The sequence below is a fragment of the Mycolicibacterium komossense genome (genome assembly GCF_025822605.1).
Classification (GTDB): domain Bacteria; phylum Actinomycetota; class Actinomycetes; order Mycobacteriales; family Mycobacteriaceae; genus Mycobacterium; species Mycobacterium komossense.
In genome coordinates this window covers 41,399-60,560 of sequence record NZ_JACKTY010000012.1, presented here as the reverse complement: position 1 = coordinate 60,560, position 19,162 = coordinate 41,399, and the positions used below count along the sequence as shown (strand labels likewise).

Below are 19,162 nucleotides of genomic sequence, written 5' to 3'. Positions count from 1 at the left end.
GGGTGATGTGCGTTGATCGCCGCGCAGCTAGCGCCAGCGCGACGTCAGCACACCCAGCGCGCCGAGAGCCACCGCCGCGGCGGTCGAGGTACGCAGCACGGTCGGACCGAGGCGGACGGCATGCGCGCCCGCCGCGGTGAACGCGGCGATCTCCTCATCGGTGATACCCCCCTCGGGGCCGACCACCAGGACCAGCGAATCAGCCTCTGCCACTGGATGTTCCGTGAGCGGAACAGCGGCCGATTCGTGCAGCGCCAGCACCAGCGCTCCCCTGGCCACGTCATCGCGGATCCGTTGCGCCAGCGCTGCGGTCGACAGCACGCCGTCGACGCCCGGGATGAAGCCGCGCCGCGACTGCCGGGCCGCCGAGCGCGCCACCGCCCGCCAGCGGCGCAGGCCCTTGTCGGCTTTGGGGCCGTCCCAGCGGGCCACGCAGCGCGACGCCTGCCACGCCAGGAAGGCGTCCGCGCCCGCTTCGGTCGCCAATTCGATTGCCAGCTCGGCACGTTCAGCTTTGGGGATCGCCTGCACGACGGTCACCGGAGGCTGCGGCGCCACCGCGGCCCAGCGGGAAACGACGCGCGCGGACAGACTCTGCTTGGTCGTCTCCTCGACCACGCACTCGGCCAACTCGCCCGCTCCGTCACCGAGCACAAGACGCTCGCCGACCCGGATCCGGCGGACCGACGCGGCGTGGAAACCTTCGTCACCGTCGAGGACGGCGAGTGCACCCTCGTCGGGCACCCAGTCGATGAAGAACAGCGGCCCGGACATCAGGCGCGCTCAGCGCCCGCTGAAGGTCTCACGTAGTCGGCTGAAGATGCCGCCGTTGGCAGCGCCGGCGGTCGCATGCGTGGACTTGACCTCGGCCACGTCGCGGCTGCGATGGGCCTTGAGCTGGCGCAGTAGTTCGGTGTCCTGGCTGTCGAGCCGCGCCGGTACGACGACGTCGATGTGGGCGTGCAGATCACCGCGCACCCCCGAGCGCAGATGGGGCATTCCGTGCCCACGCAGGGTGGTGACTGAGCCCGGCTGGGTGCCCGGCGGGATGGTGATCTCGGTGAGGCCGTCGAGAATGGCATCAACAGTGACCGTGGTCCCCAGGGCGGCGTCGACCATCGGTACCTCGACGGTGAAGTGCAGGTCGTCGGTGTCCCGGATGAAGATGTCGTGGGCCTGCTCGTGGACCTCGACGTACAGGTCACCAGCCGGGCCGCCGCCCGCGCCGACCTCACCCTGGGAGGCCAGCCGAACGCGCATCCCGTCGCCGACACCCGCTGGGATCTTCACGCTGATATCGCGCCGGGCCCGAACCCGACCGTCGCCGCCGCAGCGGTGACACGGATCGGGAATAACCTCACCGACACCGCGGCAGGTCGGGCACGGCCGCGACGTCATCACCTGGCCGAGCAGTGACCGCTGCACGCTCTGCACCTCACCGCGGCCGTCGCAGGTGTCGCAGGACACCGGGGTGGAATCGCCGTTGGTGCCCTTGCCCTGGCATTTATCGCAGAGGATCGCGGTATCGACAGTGACCTGTTTGGTGACACCGGTAGCGCATTCGGTCAGGTCAAGCCGCATCCGCAGCAGCGAGTCGGAACCGGGGCGCACCCGGCCGGTCGGGCCCCGCGACGCCGCGCCGCCGCCGAAGAATGCCTCGAAGACGTCACCCAGACCGCCGAAGCCACCCGAAAAGCCACCGCCGTTGGCCGCGGCGTTCTCCAGCGGGTCTCCACCGAGGTCGACGATGCGCCGCTTCTCCGGGTCACTGAGCACCTCGTAGGCGGCGGAGATCTCCTTGAACCTGGCCTGGGCTCCTTCGTCGGGGTTGACGTCAGGATGCAGCTCGCGAGCCAGCTTGCGGTAGGCGCGTTTGAGCTCCGAATCGCTCGCGCCCTTGCTCACGCCGAGCAGACCGTAGTAATCGCGTGCCACTCTTGCCCCACACTTCTGTTGGTCGGCAGCCCTAACGGGCGCCCAGAACTTCGCCGATGTACATAGCAACCGCAGCGACACTGGCAATGGTTCCCGGGTAGTCCATCCGAGTGGGCCCGAGCACGCCCATGCCGCCGTAGACGGTGTCTATTGTGCCGTACGTCGTCGAAACCACCGAAGTGCCGGCCATCTCCTCGGCTCCCGACGCAGCCTGGGCCTCCTGACCGATTCGCACCGTCACCTTGCCGGCCTCCTGCTGGGCGGCAAGGAGCTTGAGCACGACGACCTGCTCCTCAAGTGCCTCCAGCACCGACCGCAGCGAGCCACCGAAGTCCGCGGTATTGCGGGTCAGGTTGGCGGTACCACCCATGAGCAGGCGTTCTTCGGTGTGCTCGACGAGTGATTCCAACAGCACCGTCGCCGAACGGCCGATCGCGTCGCCCAGTCCGCCGCCGCCGTCGAGTTGGCTGGCCAGGTCGGCGACCGCGATCGAGGCTGCGGAAAGCTTCTTGCCCTCCAGGGCCTGACCGAGCAGCTCGCGCAGCTGGGAAAGCTGGTGATCCTCGATGACGTTGCCGAGTTCGACGATGCGCTGGTCCACCCGGCCTGAGTCGGTGATGACGACCATCAGCAACCGGGCCGGGGAGAGCGCCACCACCTCCAGGTGGCGCACCGTCGATGCCGACAGCGTCGGATATTGGACGACGGCGACCTGCCGGGTCAGCTGCGCCAGCAGCCGGACCGCACGCCGCAGCACGTCGTCGAGATCGACGCCGGTGTCCAGGAAAGTCAGGATGGCGCGCCGCTCGGGAGTCGAGAGCGGTTTGACGTCGGCCAGGCGGTCGACGAACTCGCGGTAACCCTTTTCGGTGGGCACTCGTCCAGAGCTGGTGTGAGGCTGGGTGATGTACCCCTCGGCCTCCAGGACGGCCATGTCGTTGCGGATCGTGGCGCTGGAAACACCGAGATTGTGGCGGTCCACCAGAGACTTGGAGCCGATCGGTTCCTTGGTGGAAACGAAGTCGGCGACGATGGCCCGCAATACCTCAAACCGACGATCGTCCGCACTGCCCATCAATTCACCTCGCTGTTCACCTCCCGGTCGTCCCAGTTTACTGTCCAGTGGCATTTCCGCCGGTAACGGCTAGCCTTTCGGCATGACCACGTCCAGTCGGGGGACCGGAAAAAGGGCAATGCGCGGATGATTTTCAAGGGTGTCCGTGATGGCAAGCCGTATCCCGAGCATGGGTTGTCCTACCGCGACTGGTCACAGATACCACCCCGGCAGATCCGCCTCGATGAACTGGTCACGACGACGACGGTGCTCGCACTGGACCGGTTGCTATCCGAGGATTCGACGTTCTACGGCGACCTCTTCCCGCATGCGGTTCGGTGGAAAGGCATTGTCTATCTCGAAGACGGGCTACACCGCGCGGTGCGGGCGGCGTTGCGAAACCGCACGGTGCTGCATGCCCGGGTTTTCGATATGGACGGCGGACTCCCGCCAAGCTGAGTTCTCGGGCCTTACTGTCTCGCTCCTCAACCGCCTCGTCCCTCGGCGGCATCGGTCGACTCGACTAGCTCTACTGTCTCGCTCCTCAACCGCCTCGTCCCTCGGCCTGTCTCGCTCCTCAACCGCCTCGTCCCTCGGCGGCATCGGTCGACTCGACTAGCCCAACAGCCGGCGCACCACTCCGTCGGCCAGCAGTCGGCCCCGGTCGGTCAATACCAGCCGGTCACCTTCGTGCACCAGAAGTCCTTCAGCGACAGCGCTTTCGGCACGAAGCAATTCATCTGGCCGCAGCACCGCGTGCGGCAGGCCGCTGCGCAATCGGATCCGCAACAGCACGTCCTCGGTATGTCTATCGGTGCTGTCGAGCTCCTCGAATCCCGCCACCGGCAGCGCGCCCTGCCCGAGAGTTGCGGCATAGGTGTTGGGGTGCTTCACATTCCACCACCGGTGATGACCGATATAGCCATGTGCGCCCGGCCCGGCTCCCCACCACTGGCCACCGTTCCAGTAACCCACGTTGTGCCGGCACTGCCCGCCGGCCCGACTCCAGTTCGATACCTCGTACCAGTCGAGGCCGGCCGTCGACAGGCGCTCGTCCAGCAGCTCGTAGCGCCGGGCCAGGACGTCGTCGTCGGGCAGTGGCATCTCGCCGCGCCGTACCCGCCGGGCCAGCGCGGTCCCGTCCTCGACCACCAGCGCATATGCCGAGAGATGGTCGATGCCTGCGCCGATGGCCGCATCGACCGACTGCAGCAGGTCGTCGTCGGATTCACCCGGGGTGCCGTAGATGAGGTCGATGCTGACGTGCTCGAAACCCGCGATCGCGGCGTCGCGGGCCACTTGCAGCGCCCGCCCGGGCGAGTGCACCCTGTCGAGAACTGCCAGCACGTTCGGTGCCATCGACTGCAGGCCCAACGACAGCCGGGTGTAGCCGGCATCACGAATCCGGTTCAGCAGTGCCGGTGTCGTCGACTCCGGGTTGGCTTCGGTGGTGACTTCGGCGTCGGGAGCCAGCATGAAGCTCGAGCGGATGGCATCGAGCACCGCAGCCAGGCCGTCCCCACCGAGCAGTGACGGAGTGCCGCCGCCGACGAAGACGGTGTCCACCGGCGGCGCGGGCAACGCAGCCGCCGCCAGGTCCAGTTCGACCCGAAGCGCTTCGAGCCAGCCGTCGGGGTTGGCGCCGCCCAGTTCACTGGGTGTGTAGGTGTTGAAATCGCAGTAGCCGCAGCGCGTGGCGCAGAACGGCACATGGACATAGATGCCGAACGGCCCGCCCGGCCGCAGTGTCAGCTCGAGCGGGCTCGCCATGTCCGAGCTGACCGCCATCGAACAAGTCTCCCAGACCAGCGAAGGGGAGCATTTCGCTCACGCTGAACGAAAGTATTGGCCGGTTAGGAGGGGTACCGCGATTCATGGCAGAATGGGCCCGGTGTCCACAGCCCGCAGTGTGAAGCACGGCGTCTCGCTGGTGGTGCGTCGGCACGTCGATTTCAAGCGTGTGTGTAGCTGCACCTGTCGGCCTTAACGCCGTAGACCTGACCATCTGTACTTCAGCTGGCCGTCGGATCTGCGCCGCCGGAACAGCCACCGGTTCGTGTGCGCGATTCACGCCAGCCCTTTCGAAGGGCCGAACTCCATGACAACTGCAGACCCCAAGCCGAAACCCGTCAAGCGCCCCAAGGGCGAAGGCCAGTGGGCCCTCGGCTACCGCGAGCCACTCAACGCCAATGAGCAGGCCAAGAAGGACGACAACCCGCTCAACGTGCGGGCTCGGATCGAGGACATCTACGCCAAGGGTGGCTTCGAGAGCATCGACAAGGGCGACCTGCGCGGCCGGTTCCGCTGGTGGGGTCTCTACACCCAGCGCAAGCCCGGTTACGACGGCACCTGGACCGGTGACGACAACACCGACATGCTCGAAGACGAGTTCTTCATGCTGCGGGTCCGCTGCGACGGAGGGGCCCTGACGGCCGCGGCGCTGCGCACCCTCGGCGGTATCTCCACCGAATTCGCCCGCGACACCGCCGACATCTCCGACCGCGAGAACGTCCAGTACCACTGGATCGACGTCAGGGATATGCCGGAAATCTGGCGCCGACTCGACGAGGTCGGCCTCTACACCACCGAGGCCTGCGGCGACTGCCCGCGTGTCGTGCTGGGGTCACCGCTGGCCGGTGAGTCGCTCGACGAGGTGATCGACGGCACCCCCGCCATCGACGAGATCGTGAAGCGATATATCGGCAAGAAGGAATATTCGAACCTGCCGCGCAAGTTCAAGACCGCCATCTCGGGCCTGCAGGACGTCGTGCACGAGGTCAACGACGTCGCATTCATCGGCGTCAACCATCCCGAGCACGGCCCCGGATTCGATCTGTGGGTAGGCGGTGGCCTGTCCACCAACCCGATGCTCGGCCAGCGGGTCGGTGCCTGGGTGCCGCTCGACGAAGTGCCCGATGTTTGGGAGGGCGTGGTCAGCGTCTTCCGCGACTACGGCTACCGCCGGCTGCGCGCGAAAGCACGGCTGAAGTTCCTGATCAAGGACTGGGGTATCGAGAAGTTCAGAAAAGTTCTCGAAGAGGAGTATCTGAAGCGGCCCCTGATCGACGGCCCAGCGCCCGAGCCCGTCACCCGCCCCATCGACCACGTCGGCGTCCAGCGGCTCAAGAACGGACTCAACGCGGTCGGCGTCGCACCGATCGCGGGCCGGGTCTCCGGCACGATCCTGTCTGCGGTGGCGGATCTCGCCGAAACGGCCGGTTCGGACCGGATCCGGTTCACGCCGTATCAGAAGCTCGTGATCCTCGACGTCGCCGACGACAAGCTCGAAGAGCTGCGTGCCGGCCTTGATGCCCTCGGCCTGCCCTCGCAGCCGTCGCACTGGCGGCGAAACCTGATGGCCTGCACCGGTATCGAATTCTGCAAGCTGTCCTTCGCCGAGACCCGTAAGCGGTCCCAGACGCTGGTGCCCGAGTTGGAGAAGCGGCTCGAGGACATCAACAGCCAGCTCGACGTCCCGGTCACCGTGAACATCAACGGCTGCCCGAATTCGTGCGCGCGGATCCAGATCGCCGATATCGGCTTCAAGGGCCTGATCGTGGAGGACGCCGACGGCAACCACGTCGAAGGTTTTCAGGTGCATCTGGGTGGCAGCCTGGGCCTGGACAGCGGTTTCGGGCGCAAATTGCGCCAGCACAAGGTCACCAGCGACGAGCTCGGCGACTACATCGACCGGGTTGTTCGCAACTTTGTGAAACAACGAGAGTCCGGTGAGCGTTTCGCCCAGTGGGCGGTACGAGCCGACGATTCCGATTTGCGCTGAACCTGAGGACGAGCGATGACTGTTGAGGTGAGCGGTTTGACGGAGACGGACCTGCGAGAGCTGGCGGCACGCGGCGCGGCCGAACTCGAGGGGGCCAGCGCCGAGGAACTTTTGCGCTGGACTGACCAGATGTTCGGGGCGGGCACCGGAGCTGCGAAGGCGGCGGCTTCTGGTTACGTCGTCGCATCCAACATGCAGGACGCGGTCCTGGTGGACCTGGCCGCGAAGGTGCGCCCTGGTGTCGACGTGTTGTTCCTCGACACCGGCTATCACTTCGCCGAGACCATCGGCACCCGGGATGCCGTCGAGTCTGTTTACGACGTGCACATCGTCAACGTCACGCCGGAGAACACGGTGGCGCAGCAGGACACGTTGTTCGGCAAGAACCTGTTCGCCCGCGAGCCCAACGAGTGCTGTCGGATGCGTAAAGTCGAGCCGCTGAGCAAGGCGTTGAGCGGTTACTCCGCGTGGGTCACCGGTGTTCGCCGGGTCGAGGCCCCGACCCGGGCCAACGCGCCGCTGATCAGTTTCGACGAGGCGTTCAAGCTGGTGAAGATCAATCCGCTGGCTGCATGGTCCGACGACGATATGCAGGAGTACATGAACGCCAACGGGGTGTTGGTGAACCCCTTGGTCGACGAGGGCTACCCGTCGATCGGGTGTGCGCCGTGTACGGCCAAGCCGGCCCCCGGCGCCGACCCGCGCAGCGGCCGCTGGCAGGGGCTGTCGAAGACAGAGTGCGGGTTGCACGTCTCGTGACACCGGGTCGCCCTCCCGAGTCGTTCCGAGTCAGCCCCCCGTTGATCCTGACTGCCCACGGCAGCGCGGACCCGAGGTCGGCCGCAGTGGCGCGCGCAGTCGCCGGCCGGATCCGACGGCTGCGGCCTTGGCTCGACGTCGAGGTGGCGTTCCTGGAGCAGACCGATCCGAATCTGCGCGACGTGCTGGCCGCAACCACCGGCGGTGTGGTGGTGCCGTTCCTGCTGGCAAACGCCTACCACGCGCGTGTCGATATTCCCTCGGTGATCGAGGCTTCGGGTGGCGCGGTGCGGCAGGCAGCCGTGCTCGGCGAGGATCCGGCGCTGCTGGCGGTGCTGCGGCATCGACTGGCCGAAGCCGGAGCGTCACCCACCGATCCGGGGCTCGGTGTCGTCGTGGTCGCCGTGGGCTCGTCGAACGCGGTGGCCAACGCACAGACCGCGACCATCTCCTCGGCGTTGGCGGCCGGCACCCGCTGGGCAGGCACTCACGTCGCTTTCGCGACCGGTCCACGCCCCGACCTCGATGAGGCCGTTCGCGATCTCCAGCAGCGGGGTGCGCAGCATGTGGTGATCGCGCCCTGGTTCCTCGCGCCCGGCCGGATCACCGATCGGGTGTCGGAATTCGCTGCTCGACAAGGACTTCGGATGTCAGCACCGTTGGGTTCGCACAATCTGGTGGCCGCCACGGTACTGGACCGCTTCGACGACGTGATCGCCGCCGGCACCCGGTGCGAGTCCGCCGCCTGAGCGTCGGGTCGCGCGGCCGCGTCGGATCATCTCGACGCCCGCTGCCGGCACCGCCTCCGTCCTCCCAGGCTGTTCCCAGAAACGGCAAACGGGTGGTAACTGTAGCGCGCCTCCCGCGTACATGACGACCCCACCACCAACGGTCGCACCGTCGGGCGGAGTCGAAGATGAAGGCGGATTTCCGCTGGATCGAGCGGGTCCGAATTCCGCTGTCGGAGATTTGCCCGACGAGTTTGCTCGGAATGTGACATTATATTGACGTTATCGTTCCACCCACAAGGATCCGCATACTTTCCCTTCGTTAGTCGCGGATTAGATAGGAAGAAATATGAAGTCGGGTCTGATGACTCGTCGCCTTCCGGCTATCGCCGGTGGCGCCGCAATCATTGCCATGGGTGCGTTGGCTGTTGGCTGCAGTAGCAGCGAAAAGCCCAGCGAAACCACCACCACAACAACCACCACGACATCGGCACCGGCGCCGTCGCCGACCGAGAAGAACCTGAACCCCACCGGCGGTAACCAGTTCTCACCGACCGTGCTCGCTCCCACGCCGAAGACTGCTGTCCCCGGCAACGAGCGCAACACCGGCCCGTAAGACGGTTCGACCGCCAGGGCGCCTCAAGTTCAGTGCCCTGGCTTGGAGTTCAGTGCAGTACCGGGGGCGGCGCCGCGAAGCCGCCCTCTCATAACGTGGACAGAACGCCCGTAGTGGTACTTCATCGGAAGTCAGGTTGATACACCCCGGAAGTCGATAGATGTCCGCTACGAACAGCGTTGGCCGACCCCTGCCCCGTACGGCAAAGCCGTGAAGGGCGGGGGTCGGCCACGTCAGTGGTGGGCACGCCTGCTCGGGTGCTGGTTGGTCGCCTGCCTGGCCGCCGCAATCGTCGTGGTGGTGTCCGATCGCCCGTCCTCATCGCAGCCACCCACTGATCGGGACGCCATCGGCGGTCCGTATGCGCACTTACTCGCCAGCTCGACGGATCTCGGCCCATCCCACCTCGACCACGCGCAGCTCACCGTGGCGTTGAGCAACGCGACCCGCCCTGAACCGCTGATACGTTGGGCTGCCGATAACGCGCTGGCCGTCCGCTGGCAGCACGGCGAAGACTGGGCAGTCGTGCACGGCGCGCCCCACGACGTCGCCGACGCATTCGGTGTCCCGGTGCACGACTACCTCGGTATGCAGGGGCAGACCTTCTACGCGTCGCCGCAGCAGCCCGCAATTCCGAAGGCGTTGCTCGGCACCGTCGCCGAGCTCGGACGCATTCTGGGCTACACGCCGCATCATGAGTCCCGCCCCGACCTGATCCCCCTCGATGTACCCGAGAAAGGGCTGACGCCAAGCGCTTTGCTGACGGCGTACAACGCCGCCCCGCTGGCTGCGGCCGGGTACACCGGCAAGGGACAGACCATCGTCTTCTATTCGTTCGACGGTTACGACCAGGCTGATCTCGACTACTTTGCCGATGCGTTCGGCCTGCCGCCACTGAAGCCCGTCCTGGTCGGGGGTCAACCAGGGAAACCCCATGGCGAGATCGTCCAGGACCTCGAAGTTGCGCACGCCATCGCTCCCGATGCGCGATTGGTGGTCGTCAACGCGCGCAACACCCTGGTCCCCAATGGCGGGACCTATGTCGAGATCGGGAAGCTCTTCGATTCCGTCGACACGCAGTTCCCCGGGGCGATCTGGAGCCTGTCCATCGGCTGGGGCTGTGACGCCATCGTCACCGCCGCTGATCTCAAACCCGTGCAGGCGGCGCTGCAACGCGCCATGGCGCACGGCACCACGGCATTCGACGCTTCGGGTGACACCGCGGGCCTGGAATGCAAAGGTGGCAAGGACTATTCGTCCCCGCCGGGGCCGGACGATATCGGACTCGATGCCATCGCCTCCCTGCCCGGCATGGTCTCGGTCGGCGGCACCACCCTCTCGACCGACGAGAAGGGGCAGTGGCTCGCCGAGCAGGCGTGGATCGACTCACCCCAGTCGCTGGGCAGCAGCGGTGGGGTGTCGCGGCTGTTTCCCCGGCCCGCCTGGCAGCGTAACGTCGCCGCCGTGCGTGATCCGGATGCGCAGAGCAGGTTGACGCCGGACGTCTCCGCGGTCGCCGACCCCTTCACCGGAGTGCGGATCCGATTCGATGGCCAGGATCTGGTCGGAGCAGGGACCTCTCAGTCCGCACCGATCTGGGCCGCGTTCGCCGCCGTCATGAATCAGTACCTGATCGCCAACGGCGGGCATACCTTGGGCGAACTCAACCCGCTGCTGTACCGGGTGGCCGCCGGCGCCAACTCCCCCGGCTTCCGCGATATCGGTGAGGGTGCCAACGCCGTCGACGTCGCCGCCCCCGGATACGACCCGATCACCGGGCTCGGCAGCCCCAATATCGAGGCGCTGGTCCGCGACCTCCTCGACATCCAACGCGGGCGAGCGCCGCGATGAGCTCCGACGATTCCGTAGCCGACTGGGAGTCGTTACCCGACACGTCATGTCACACCTGCGGTCGGGACGTCCCATCGGCCGAATTCTGTGGTGACTGTGGTGCGAGTTTGGTGCGGCACCACGGTGACGGACCAGCGAGTCTGCGGCTCGGATCATATTCCGTGGCACCAGATCAACACGTCGTCCGCCCCTGGGTAGTCACCTCGGTATTTCCCCGCCTGCCCTGCCGATCTCGGTGGGCATTCCGAACCGGTGTGCTGGCGCTGGGCGTTCTGCTAGCGGTTTTCGCGTTCCTGCACTGGCAGCCGCCGCTGATCGGCATCAGTGCCCTCGGACTACCGCTGCTATTCGGTGTCTATCTCAAAGAAACGGATGCGTTCGAGGACATGTCCGTCAGTTCTCTCGCTGCGGTCGCTTTCCTCGCTGCGGCGATCGGGACCGGCTGGTCATTCACCCTCAATGCCATCTGGTCCGTCACCTATGACGACGTGCTCGGCACCCCGATGACCCCACCGGAGCAGTTGATCAACCTCGTCCTGATTCCCATCGGTGGCGTGGTGCTGATGCTGATCCCGGCCGTCGCGGTGCGGATCTGGCGCCCCGACGTCAGGGAAGCCTTGGACGGATACGCGATCGGCGCGGTCAGCGCACTGTTCTTCACCGCGGCCGGGACCATCACCCAACAGGCATCGCAGTTCTCGAACGGGTTGGTAGCCAAGGACTTTCCCTCGGATGCGCTATTCGCTACCGCGGTGGTCCGCGGCGTCGCCGCCCCTCTGACCGCAGTCGCGATCGGCGGCCTGATCGGTGCGACGCTCTGGTTCAAGCGGCGAACGGACCCCACCCCCGCCCGCCGCAGGTACATCGTCACCTCGCCGGTCTTCGCCATCACCGTCGCAGCACTCACGTACATCGGGCAGAACGGCATCGACTACATGTGGATCCCGTACGCCGAGATCGTCGGGCTGTACGCCGCGATCACCGTGGTGGCGCTGCTGGTGTTGCGGATCGTGTTGCACAGCACGGTTCTCGGGGAAGCAGCACCGGACACCACCCCCGACCAGCCGGTGCTCTGCCCCCAGTGCACTCACGTGGTCCCCGACCGCGCGTACTGCGTCAACTGCGGCGTCGCAGCGGGTGCGGCATCGCGATCATCGCGGAAGGCGCGACGCGCCAACCGCCCCGTTCCGGCCGGCTCGGCCCCCGAAGGTCCATGAACCCTGCCCCCAAGACCCCGTCTCCACTGAGGCCGGGCCGGTCTGTTCCCGACGCGACCTATCGCGCGGATCCGGTCCGCCACACCTCGCCGGCTCGGCTGCTCGCGATGTTGGGCACCGCCCTGGTGCTCGTCGTGGCGGCCACGATCGGACTGTCGCTCTGGCTGACGCCGCCGCCCGCGAACTACACGTGTCCCCCTCACTGCGGACGTCCCCCGATCGGTCAACCGGTCACCACGAATCCCCGGTTCACCTCCGCCGACGGTGAATTCGCGGTGTCCTACCCCCCGGCGGGGACGGCCTACGAGAGCACTCTGCAACCCGACGGGGTGGTGTTGGAACTGCACGCCGGTGACGGTGGCACACTTCGTCTGTTCGGCCGGCCTGCCGCCGGCCGGACATCGCGTCAGGTCGTTGACGATGTCATCAGTGACAGCTTTCCCGACGCTACGACCGACTACGAGATCCCCAACGCGCAGGTGGGATATCAACTCGGATACGGCGTCATCGCCGATGTCTACAAGGCGGGTACCACCGGTGATCCGATCCGGCTGCGGGTGCTGGTCATGGCCGCAGTGAAGAACGATTATGCGCTGATCGCCGCAGCGGCAGGACCGTTCCACGAGTTCAGCCCCGACTACGGCAGCGGGCACCCCTCCGGTGCCAACTTCATGTTGGCGATGGATATGGCCAAGTACGTCAACAGTTTCAGCTGGCGCGGCGACCCACCGCGGTGACAGTCAGGCTTTGGTGAGCTGGTCGGCCTCGTTCGCGGCAGGCACCTGCAGGCTGCCCGAGATGGACGGCACCCGGGTGGCGCGGACGTAGACCGTGTCCCCCTCTTTCAAGCCGAGCGCCTCGACGTCACCGCGAGTGATCTGAGCGGTGAACGGGGTGCCGGTGGTGGCACTGGTCATCTCGACTCGCACTTCGAAGCCGAGGATGGCGACGCGGTCGATGGTCGCCTTCGTCACACCGGTGGATTCCGCGGTCCCGTCCCCGGCGGCAATCGCCATCTCAGGATTGCGGCCCACGCGAATATCATGGGGCCGCACCAGGATTCCGTTCAGCGACGAGACCGTACCGAGGAACGACATGACGAACGCATTCGCGGGCGCGTCATAGACCTCGTTGGGGCTGCCGACCTGCTCGACGCGGCCCTTGTTGAGCACCGCGATCCGGTCGGCGACGTCGAGTGCTTCGGCCTGATCGTGGGTGACCAGCACGGTGGTGACATGGACCTCGTCGTGCAGCCGGCGCAGCCAGGCCCGCAGATCCTCACGGACCTTGGCATCGAGTGCGCCGAACGGCTCGTCGAGCAACAACACCTCCGGATCGACCGCCAGTGCCCGGGCCAGCGCCATCCGCTGGCGCTGACCGCCGGAGAGCTGATTCGGGTAACGGGTCTGAAAACCGGCCAGCCCCACCACTTCCAGCAGGTTGTCGACCTTGTCCTTGACTTCGGCCTTGGGCCTCTTGCGGATCCGTAGCCCGAAGGCCACGTTGTCGCGCACCGTGAGGTGTTTGAACGCGGCGTAGTGCTGGAACACGAACCCGATACCGCGCCGCTGCGGTGGGACGGCCGTGACGTCCTTGCCGTTGATGGTGATCGTCCCGGTGTCCGGCTGGTCCAGCCCGGCGATGGCCCGCAGCAGAGTGGATTTGCCGGAGCCGCTGGGCCCAAGTAGTGCGGTCAACGAGCCGGTCGGCACGACGAAGTCAACGTTGTCCAAGGCGGCGAAATCGCCGTAGCGCTTGTTGGCGCCCCTGACCGTGATCGCGTTGGTCATAGCTCGCATTTCCTTCGTTCCATTTGAGGCCACTATTTTGCCGCGCGGGCGCGCCGCGCGTCGAGAATCACCTGAACGATGAGCACCAGCACGGCTACGCCCATCAGGAGCGTCGAGACGGCGTACGCACCGTATTCGTTACCCCGAAGGTAGCGGTCTGACACCAACAAGGTCATGGTCTGCGACTGGCCGGGCAGGTTGGAGGACACCATGATCACCGCGCCGTATTCGCCGAGGGTGCGGGCGATGGTCAACACGATGCCGTAGGTCAGGCCCCACCGGATCGACGGCAGGGTGATCCGCCAGAAGGTCTGCCACCACTGGGCGCCTAGCGTCGCGGACGCTTCCTCCTGGTCGGTGCCCAACTCGTGCAGCACCGGTTCGACTTCGCGGATGACGAACGGAACCGTGACGAAGATGCTGGCCAGGACGATGCCGGGGAAACTGAAAATGATCTTGAAGCCGAGGTCGGTCTCCACGAAACCCAGCAGCCCCGCGGATCCCCAGAGCAGGATCAAAGCGACGCCGACGACCACCGGCGACACCGCGAACGGTAGGTCGATGATCGCCTGGAGCACGCTCTTCCCACGAAACTTGTTGCGCGCCAACACAAGTGCGGTCGGAACGCCAAAGAGCACGTTGAGGGGCACGACGATGGCCACCACCAACAGCGACAGCTCCAGCGCCGATATCGCGGCCGGGGTCGTGATCGACGCGAAGAACTCGCCAAGTCCCGGCGCGAAGGTGCGCCACAGGATCAGTGCCACCGGCACGACGACGAGGATCCCTACGTACGCCAGTGCGAGATAGCGCAGCAGGTACTTGACCACCGGCGAGAGGGTCACCGCGCCAGCTCCTCACGCCGGGCCGCCCGCGAGCCGACCGCCCGCAGCACAAACAACACGATGAACGAAAGCACCAGGAGCACAATCGAAATGGCTGCGGCACCGGTGCGGTCGTCATTCTCGATCAGGGTGCGGATCCACTGTGAAGACACTTCGGTCTCCCCCGGCACGGCGCCACCGATGAGCACCACGGAGCCGAATTCGCCGATGGCACGCGAGAACGCCAGACCAGCGCCGGAGAGCAGCGATGGAAGCAGCGCGGGCAGGATCACCTTGGTGAAGATGGTGACGTTGTTGGCGCCCAACGATGCCGCCGCTTCCTCCACTTCGCGGTCCAGTTCCAGCAGCACCGGCTGTACCGAACGCACCACGAACGGCAGGGTGACGAACAGCAGCGCCACTCCGATACCCCATTTGGTGTGCTGCAGCTGTAGATCGATCGGGCTGTTCGGCCCGTACAGCGCCAGCATCACCAGGCTGGCAACGATGGTCGGCAGAGCGAACGGGAGATCGATGACAGCATCCACCAGCCGCTTACCAGGGAAGTCGTCGCGGGTGAGCACCCAGGCGACCAGCAGGCCGAAGAAGAGGTTGACCACCGTCACCGCGATCGACACGGTTAGCGTCACCCGGAAGGATTCCAGGGCGGCGTTCGACGTGACTGTCGACCAGAAGGAGTTCCAGCCGCCGCCGGCGGCCTGCCACAGGATGGCGGCCAGGGGCAGCAACACGATGACGCTGAGCCACAGCGTCGCGGCCCCGACCCGCAGGGATGTGCTGCCGTAGCGGCGCTGGAACGGGCCGGAGCTCCGGCCCAAGCCACCGTCTTCGGTCAACTCGGGCCGGCTCGCTTCGGGGTTGACTACAGCTGTCATCCAGTGGCCTGCTTGTAGATCTTCGTGATGGTGCCGTTGTCCTTGTCGAACAGCTGCGGATCAACGGCGCTCCAGCCGCCGAGGTCCTCGATGGTCCACAGCTTCTGCGGGGTCGGGAAGTCGCTGGCGAAGTCGGCAGCCACCGTGGGATCGACCGGCCGGAAGCCTGCCTCGGCCCACAGCTTCTGGCCCTCGGGGGTGTAGAGGAAGTTTTTCAGCGCGTTGGCCTGCTCGAGGTGAGCGCTCGTCGAGACGACCGCCACCGGGTTGTCGATCTTGAAGGTCTGCGGCGGCGTGATGTGCTCCACCGGCTTACCGGCCCGCTCGGTGTTGATCGCCTCGTTCTCGTAGCTGATCAGCACGTCACCAGTGCCCTGCAGAAACACGTCGGTGGCCTCACGTCCGGAACCGGGCCGAGTCTTGATGTGCTCGCCGACCAGCTTGCTGACGAAGTCGAGGCCGGCCTGCGGATCCTGGCCACCGTTACTCTTGGCGGCGTACGGCGCCAGCAGATTCCACTTGGCGGAGCCGGAGCTCAGTGGGCTGGGGCTGACCACCTCGATGCCGGGCTGCAGCAGGTCGTCCCAATCCTTGATGTTCTTGGGGTTGCCCTTGCGGACCACGAGAGTGACCACGGAACCGAACGGGATGCCCTTGGTGGCATCGGTGTTCCAGTCCTTGTCCACCTTGTTGGCCTTCACCAGCCGGGTGACGTCAGGCTCGACCGAGAAGTTGACGATGTCGGCGGGCTTACCGTCGACGACTCCACGGGACTGGTCGCCGGAGGCGCCGTAGGAGGTGGTGACCGCGACACCCTTACCCTCAGGCGTGGCCGCGAATGCCGGAATGATCTTGCTCCACCCGGGTTCGGGCACCGCGTAAGCGACGAGCGTCAGCGTTGTCGCGGCGGCAGGACCCGCACTTTGTCCCGCGACATCACTGGAGCCGCCGCCACCGCACGCCGCGACGACTGACGCGGTCAGGGCGAGTGCCGCGGCGGTGCGCCATCTCAGTGTGGGTGTCTTCATGGGTAACCTTTCCTGGTTATCGAGGGGTTTTCGAATTCGAAATCCGGACCTCGCGGAAAGGCGACATATTTTCAGCTCAGGCGTACGCGACAGCCGAAACCGACACCAGACCGCAGGCGGGAAGGGGTCAGCGACAACAACAAGCGACGTCTGCAACAGCGCAAGTACCCACGGCAATGAGGGCCAAGATGTGGCCCTCTGTGATGCCGGACGCTGCGTGCATGGCGCGAAGCCTAACAGAATTGCCGTGAATCGCCTGAAACGGTCAGATTAACGGTTCGGTGCAGCTCAGCGGCTGAACAACCACATCACAAGGACGAGTACCAGCAGTGCGATGAGCACCAGCGTCACCCGCGACTTCGGTAGGCCCGTCATCGGATCGACCGGTCCTTGCCGCGCAGCCAGCGCACCAACACGATGACCTTTCCGAGGGATCCATCCAGCAGCACTGCAGCACCGTAGGCGATCAGCAGGACGACGGGCATCACCACCACGGTTTGCAACACGAACCCGAGGCCCGAAAGCCACAGTTCGACCCCATCCCACCAACTCAGGAACCCGTCCATTGCCACCACCCTACGATCTTCGGCAAACACACCCGGCCACGAGTAGACGCCGATGGTCCCGGCGGTCGATGATGTGCCCATGACGACAGAGACGGAAACCGGCAACGATCAGGCGGCCCGCGTGGTGGAAGCCCCGTTCACCGTCACCGCCCCGGTGCCCTACGTCGGCGGGGGCGCACTGCGCAATCCCTTTCCACCGATCGCGGACTACGGCTTCCTGTCCGACTGCGAGAACACCTGCCTGGTGTCCTCGGCCGGCTCGGTGGAGTGGTTATGCGTACCGCGGCCCGACTCCCCCAGCGTCTTCGGCGCGATCCTCGACCGCGGCGCCGGCCATTTCCGGCTCGGCCCCTACGGGGTGTCCGTTCCCGCCGCGCGCCGGTACCTACCGGGCAGCCTGATCCTGGAGACCACCTGGCAGACCCACACCGGATGGGTCATCGTGCGCGAAGCGCTGGTGATGGGCCCGTGGCATGACATCGAGTCACGCTCGCGCACCCACCGCCGCACCCCGATGGACTGGGACGCCGAGCACATCCTTCTTCGGACCGTGCGATGCGTCAGCGGCACCGTCGAGATGGTGATGAACTGCGAGCCGTCGTTCGACTACCACCGCAACCCGGCGAAGTGGGAGTACTCGGCGCAGGCCTACGGCGAGGCGATCGCCCGAGCCAGCCGCGACCCAGACGCCCACCCGACGCTGCGGCTGACCACCAACCTGCGGCTCGGCCTTGAGGGCCACGAAGCCAGGGCGCGGACCCGGCTGACCGAGGGCGACAACGTATTCGTCGCGTTGAGCTGGTCGAAGCATCCGTCGCCCCAGACCTACGAAGAGGCCGCCGACAAGATGTGGAAGACCAGCGAATGCTGGCGCCAATGGATCAACATCGGTGATTTCCCGGACCACCCGTGGCGGTCGTACCTACAGCGCAGTGCGCTGACTCTGAAGGGGCTGACCTACTCCCCGACTGGCGCACTACTGGCGGCGAGCACCACGTCGCTGCCGGAAACGCCTCAGGGCGAACGCAACTGGGACTACCGCTACGCGTGGGTACGCGACTCGACGTTTGCGTTGTGGGGGCTGTACACCCTGGGCCTCGATCGCGAGGCCGACGATTTCTTCGCGTTCATCGCCGACGTGTCGGGCGCCAACAACGGTGAGCGGCATCCCCTGCAGGTGATGTACGGCGTCGGCGGGGAACGCACCCTGGTCGAGGAGGAGCTCAATCACCTCTCCGGTTACGACAACTCCCGGCCGGTCCGCATCGGTAACGGCGCGTTCGACCAGATGCAGCACGATATCTGGGGCACGATGCTCGACTCGGTATACCTGCACACCAAGTCCCGCGAGCAGATTCCCGAGACGTTGTGGCCGGTTCTCAAAGAGCAGGTCGAAGAAGCGATCAAGCATTGGAAGGAACCCGACCGGGGCATCTGGGAGGTGCGCGGCGAGCCGCAGCACTTCACCTCCAGCAAGATCATGTGCTGGGTAGCGCTCGACCGCGGGTCCAAATTGGCCGAGATCGAAGGCGAGAAGAGTTACGCCCAGCAGTGGCGGGCGATCGCCGAGGAGATCAAGGCCGACATCCTGACCAAGGGCGTGGATTCCCGCGGCGTGCTCACCCAGCGCTACGGCGATGACGCGCTGGACGCGTCACTCCTGTTGGCCGTGCTGACCCGGTTCCTGCCGCCGGAGGATCCGCGCATCCGGGCCACCGTGATGGCGATCGCCGACGAGCTCACCGAGGACGGCCTGGTCCTGCGTTATCGCGTCGAGGAGACCGACGACGGCCTGTCCGGCGAGGAGGGCACCTTCACGATCTGCTCATTCTGGCTGGTGTCGGCGCTGGTGGAGATCGGCGAGATCCACCGCGCCCGTCATCTGTGTGAGCGCCTGCTGTCCTTCGCCAGCCCGCTGCACCTCTATGCCGAGGAAATCGAGGCCCGCACGGGCCGCCACCTGGGTAATTTCCCGCAGGCATTCACGCACCTGGCGTTGATCAACGCCGTGGTGCACGTCATCCGCGCCGAGGAGGAGTCCGACAGCTCCGGGGTGTTCCAGCCGGCCAACGCACCAATGTAGCCCCGATGTAGCCGGGATTTCGGCGTGTTCCCAA

General features: G+C 66.1%; 20 protein-coding genes. 10 read left to right on the top strand and 10 right to left on the bottom strand.

All coding sequences use genetic code 11. The features are described 5' to 3' along the window. Nucleotides 1-27: 27 nt before the first annotated feature. Genes H7J73_RS02260 through hrcA form a run of 3 tightly spaced genes read right to left on the bottom strand, consistent with a single transcriptional unit; the run spans nucleotide 28 to nucleotide 3,010 of the window. A complete protein-coding gene (locus H7J73_RS02260; protein WP_264065609.1) occupies nucleotides 28-774 on the bottom strand; it encodes a 16S rRNA (uracil(1498)-N(3))-methyltransferase in 747 nt (248 codons plus the stop codon). Nucleotides 775-783: 9 nt separating this feature from the next. After that, complete coding sequence (gene dnaJ, locus H7J73_RS02255) at nucleotides 784-1,935, bottom strand: molecular chaperone DnaJ (protein WP_264065608.1); 1,152 nt, start codon at nucleotides 1,933-1,935, stop codon at nucleotides 784-786. A 31-nt stretch (nucleotides 1,936-1,966) separates the two neighbouring features. Further along, nucleotides 1,967-3,010, bottom strand: a complete 1,044-nt coding sequence (hrcA, locus tag H7J73_RS02250; protein WP_264065607.1) for a heat-inducible transcriptional repressor HrcA — start codon at nucleotides 3,008-3,010, stop codon at nucleotides 1,967-1,969. A 126-nt stretch (nucleotides 3,011-3,136) separates the two neighbouring features. Between hrcA and H7J73_RS02245 the strand changes: the two genes are divergently transcribed. Beyond that, nucleotides 3,137-3,448 carry a type II toxin-antitoxin system VapB family antitoxin gene (locus H7J73_RS02245; RefSeq protein WP_264065605.1) on the top strand — a complete coding sequence of 104 codons (312 nt, stop codon included), beginning with the start codon at nucleotides 3,137-3,139 and terminating at the stop codon, nucleotides 3,446-3,448. Nucleotides 3,449-3,604: 156 nt separating this feature from the next. On the opposite strand, the gene hemW is transcribed toward H7J73_RS02245, so the two are convergent. Then, nucleotides 3,605-4,777 (bottom strand): radical SAM family heme chaperone HemW, encoded by a 1,173-nt coding sequence (gene hemW / locus H7J73_RS02240; RefSeq protein WP_264065604.1) that lies wholly within the window; start codon nucleotides 4,775-4,777, stop codon nucleotides 3,605-3,607. On the opposite strand from hemW, the gene H7J73_RS33800 reads away from it, so the two are divergent. The 8 genes from H7J73_RS33800 to H7J73_RS02205 all read left to right on the top strand — a co-directional run bounded on the left by H7J73_RS33800 (nucleotide 4,710) and on the right by H7J73_RS02205 (nucleotide 12,678). Further along, nucleotides 4,710-4,976: an Ms4527A family Cys-rich leader peptide gene (locus H7J73_RS33800; RefSeq protein ID WP_353961987.1), complete on the top strand. Its 267-nt coding sequence runs from the start codon at nucleotides 4,710-4,712 to the stop codon at nucleotides 4,974-4,976. The two genes, hemW and H7J73_RS33800, sit on opposite strands and share 68 nt — an antisense overlap. 111 nt (nucleotides 4,977-5,087) lie before the next feature. Continuing rightward, nucleotides 5,088-6,770, top strand: coding sequence for a nitrite/sulfite reductase (locus H7J73_RS02235; RefSeq protein WP_264065603.1), 1,683 nt, complete (start codon nucleotides 5,088-5,090; stop codon nucleotides 6,768-6,770). A gap of 15 nt (nucleotides 6,771-6,785) precedes the next feature. After that, nucleotides 6,786-7,529, top strand: coding sequence for a phosphoadenylyl-sulfate reductase (locus tag H7J73_RS02230; protein ID WP_264065602.1), 744 nt, complete (start codon nucleotides 6,786-6,788; stop codon nucleotides 7,527-7,529). Beyond that, nucleotides 7,526-8,278: a sirohydrochlorin chelatase gene (locus H7J73_RS02225; protein ID WP_435405407.1), complete on the top strand. Its 753-nt coding sequence runs from the start codon at nucleotides 7,526-7,528 to the stop codon at nucleotides 8,276-8,278. The genes H7J73_RS02230 and H7J73_RS02225 overlap by 4 nt, the downstream gene beginning before the upstream one ends. 328 nt (nucleotides 8,279-8,606) lie before the next feature. Continuing rightward, nucleotides 8,607-8,873 carry a hypothetical protein gene (locus H7J73_RS02220; RefSeq protein WP_264065601.1) on the top strand — a complete coding sequence of 89 codons (267 nt, stop codon included), beginning with the start codon at nucleotides 8,607-8,609 and terminating at the stop codon, nucleotides 8,871-8,873. Between the two features lie 210 nt (nucleotides 8,874-9,083). Then, complete coding sequence (locus tag H7J73_RS02215) at nucleotides 9,084-10,724, top strand: S53 family peptidase (protein WP_435405406.1); 1,641 nt, start codon at nucleotides 9,084-9,086, stop codon at nucleotides 10,722-10,724. 161 nt (nucleotides 10,725-10,885) lie between these two features. After that, the gene (locus tag H7J73_RS02210) at nucleotides 10,886-11,941 is read left to right on the top strand and encodes a PrsW family glutamic-type intramembrane protease (RefSeq protein WP_264065600.1); all 1,056 of its coding nucleotides are present in this window, start codon (nucleotides 10,886-10,888) and stop codon (nucleotides 11,939-11,941) included. Continuing rightward, on the top strand, nucleotides 11,938-12,678 hold the full coding sequence (locus H7J73_RS02205; protein WP_264065599.1) for a hypothetical protein: 741 nt from the start codon (nucleotides 11,938-11,940) through the stop codon (nucleotides 12,676-12,678). Before H7J73_RS02210 ends, H7J73_RS02205 begins: the two co-directional genes overlap by 4 nt. Nucleotides 12,679-12,681: 3 nt before the next feature. On the opposite strand, the gene H7J73_RS02200 is transcribed toward H7J73_RS02205, so the two are convergent. The 6 genes from H7J73_RS02200 to H7J73_RS02180 all read right to left on the bottom strand — a co-directional run bounded on the left by H7J73_RS02200 (nucleotide 12,682) and on the right by H7J73_RS02180 (nucleotide 17,054). Beyond that, nucleotides 12,682-13,731, bottom strand: coding sequence for a sulfate/molybdate ABC transporter ATP-binding protein (locus tag H7J73_RS02200; RefSeq protein WP_264065598.1), 1,050 nt, complete (start codon nucleotides 13,729-13,731; stop codon nucleotides 12,682-12,684). Nucleotides 13,732-13,763: 32 nt separating this feature from the next. Further along, on the bottom strand, nucleotides 13,764-14,576 hold the full coding sequence (cysW, locus tag H7J73_RS02195) for a sulfate ABC transporter permease subunit CysW (RefSeq protein ID WP_264065596.1): 813 nt from the start codon (nucleotides 14,574-14,576) through the stop codon (nucleotides 13,764-13,766). Continuing rightward, nucleotides 14,573-15,451 carry a sulfate ABC transporter permease subunit CysT gene (cysT, locus tag H7J73_RS02190; RefSeq protein WP_264065595.1) on the bottom strand — a complete coding sequence of 293 codons (879 nt, stop codon included), beginning with the start codon at nucleotides 15,449-15,451 and terminating at the stop codon, nucleotides 14,573-14,575. Before cysT ends, cysW begins: the two co-directional genes overlap by 4 nt. Next, nucleotides 15,448-16,479 (bottom strand): sulfate ABC transporter substrate-binding protein, encoded by a 1,032-nt coding sequence (locus H7J73_RS02185; RefSeq protein ID WP_264065594.1) that lies wholly within the window; start codon nucleotides 16,477-16,479, stop codon nucleotides 15,448-15,450. The genes cysT and H7J73_RS02185 overlap by 4 nt, the downstream gene beginning before the upstream one ends. 127 nt (nucleotides 16,480-16,606) lie before the next feature. Further along, nucleotides 16,607-16,702: an Ms4533A family Cys-rich leader peptide gene (locus H7J73_RS33795; protein WP_353961986.1), complete on the bottom strand. Its 96-nt coding sequence runs from the start codon at nucleotides 16,700-16,702 to the stop codon at nucleotides 16,607-16,609. 148 nt (nucleotides 16,703-16,850) lie between these two features. Continuing rightward, the gene (locus H7J73_RS02180; protein ID WP_264065986.1) at nucleotides 16,851-17,054 is read right to left on the bottom strand and encodes a hypothetical protein; all 204 of its coding nucleotides are present in this window, start codon (nucleotides 17,052-17,054) and stop codon (nucleotides 16,851-16,853) included. 70 nt (nucleotides 17,055-17,124) lie between these two features. Here H7J73_RS02180 and H7J73_RS02175 point away from each other — a divergent pair, with 70 nt between their 5' ends. Beyond that, a complete protein-coding gene (locus H7J73_RS02175; protein ID WP_264065593.1) occupies nucleotides 17,125-19,128 on the top strand; it encodes a glycoside hydrolase family 15 protein in 2,004 nt (667 codons plus the stop codon). Nucleotides 19,129-19,162: the final 34 nt, after the last annotated feature.